The 2,056-nt window shown below is 55.7% G+C and carries 2 protein-coding genes; both read right to left on the reverse strand.

The genetic code is table 11. The features are described 5' to 3' along the window. Nucleotides 1–113 precede the first annotated feature (113 nt). Entirely contained in the window at nucleotides 114–1,292 is a 1,179-nt protein-coding gene (locus DM813_RS11230) for a DUF6708 domain-containing protein (protein ID WP_128323470.1), read from the reverse strand. Beyond that, a partial coding sequence (locus DM813_RS28430) for a hypothetical protein (protein WP_164897234.1) occupies nucleotides 1,292–2,056 on the reverse strand: 765 nt, incomplete at its 5' end. The genes DM813_RS28430 and DM813_RS11230, both read right to left, overlap by 1 nt.

Consider the following 2,056-nt stretch of genomic DNA (forward strand, 5'->3'; position numbering starts at 1 on the left):
TCCAACGCGCAGAAGTCGGCCTGGATCTTGGTTTCCCCACTTAGGCGCACCAGCTCGCGCAACGAAAACGATGGCGGTTCGGTGGGCATGGCAATTCCTTGCGTAGTCGGGCGCTAGGTTTGTTGTGGAGGGCTGGAGGCGGGTTCACTCTGGCTCTGTTCCGTACCTTTCGGCGCTTGCTCGGCCGGATCCGCATCGACTTTCCGTGGTTTGCGTGCGCGCTGTGGCTTCTTCTTTGCGGGCTCCACCGTGGGCAGCGGCGGCCAGTCGGCAGCGGCGGACAGTGGCGGAACAGGCTTTCCGGGCCGGCCTGCCTCGCGGATGATGCGCGGCCAGCGCGGTTCCCAGCACAGCAGCAGCGAGATCCAGTGCCCGGTGGCGTGCACTGCAAGGCCCGGAGAGGCCAACGCCACCCAACAGGCGACCTGCCAGCGCAGCCCGGCGCGCCAGAGAGGCCTGAAGAAGTTCAGGGAGACCATGGCCGACTGCCAAGGCCACGGCACTCTGCCGAGCAGCTTCTGCGGCGCCGGCACCGACTGCGGGCCTTCTTCCATATAGCGGCGGATGAACTCCCACAGGTTGACCAGATCGCTGGTGCCGTCGGCGGTCTTGCCGACGAACACCAGATGAAGATGGGGGAGTCCGGTGATGGCGGGGTCCCAGAGCAGAAGTAGCTTGCGGCCGATACCCGCGGATTCTTCTTCGCCCACGATTGTCTCGAGCGATAATTGCTCCCAGTCGAGGACGGTAACGCCACCAGCGAAGCGCGGTCGGTGCAGATAGACTTGGCGTGTAATTCGATTGAAGCGGATCAGCAGTCGGCGTTGAACGAAGTTTTCGAGGTTGATGAAAATTCGCGCATACCTAGCTATCACATAAAATACGCCCGTAGTTAGCGCGACCATAAACAGGCCTGAGACATAGTGACCAATAGTTGCAGGCGATCTTCCAGAGTAATAGACACCAGTAAACCAGACGGAATTAAGTAGGACGGTCATTTTTATGTGGATGTATATGACGTACAGCGTCATCAATGATAAATATGTAATTAGCCCTCGATGCGCCTGCGTTGCGCCGGCTTTAAGCTCAATGTAGTTTTCGTTGAACCCATGGATCGAACCATCCGCACAGGGGGTCTCACTCACGCGGTCATGAATTCCGGGCAGATCATCTTCGTGCTTATATTTTCCCGCACGCTTATAAGTCAGGTATTTTTCAAGTACTTTTTGCCAGCCTTCACTTTCAAGACGGGAAGTCTGCATATGCCACAACATCCACTCGATTAGATACATCAGCTCACTGCCTTTAATGACTCGTAGAGTTTTTTTAGTTCGGTTTCCTGGTCTTTGAAAGGCTTTAGAAAATTTCCAGGTTCCCATTTTTTTAGGCAGCTATGCCAACACCACTCCTCCATTTCGTCTGGGGACAAAAAAATAATTGCTACGCTGATTCCCACAGTAATGAAACTGCCAATACCAATCAGTCGCAGGATCACAGGTATAAGTCTGGAGCCAGCAAGTTTTTCTATCGTTAATACAAATAGGGATCGGCTATTTGCGCCGACGAGAAATCGCAGTAACGGGCCCGAATAGGAAAGCGATACCAGGCCGGCAAGCCCGGAGAGTCCAAACGACGCGACGGCTCTTGCAAAATAAGCGAGCCCAAGAACCTTGTAGTCTCTGTCGTAGGCCTTCGCTGCGTCTTCAAAATCAATCGAAGCAAGCATCACCCCGCCCACAGTCGCCAGTGAGCCACCAACAAGCCGTACCCCCCCCAGCGAAATCGCCGCACCACGACCAACAACCCCCGTGGGCGCAAAGCGCGTGGCCACCGACTGAACACCGAGCGCAGCCAGTTCGATACCCGCGGCCGTGGTGATCAGAAACGCTGCCTTGTATTCGAGCTTCTCCTTGTCACCGTTGTCCTTGTTGAAATATTTGATGCCAAGGACGATGCCCTCGATCAACGCCATGACCACGCCACCGCGGATCTGATAAAACTTGCCGCCGCCACCGTTCTGGAACTCTGCCGCGAGGTTGTCGCGTACCTTCCCGAT

This window comes from Pseudomonas alkylphenolica (assembly GCF_004025535.1).
In the GTDB taxonomy this organism is placed as follows: Bacteria; Pseudomonadota; Gammaproteobacteria; order Pseudomonadales; family Pseudomonadaceae; genus Aquipseudomonas; species Aquipseudomonas alkylphenolica_A.

Bases quoted from the DNA above. Each gene is read 5' to 3' on its own strand.
- DM813_RS11230 (WP_128323470.1), bottom strand. From the start codon at position 1,292: ATGTATCTAATCGAGTGGATGTTGTGGCATATGCAGACTTCCCGTCTT.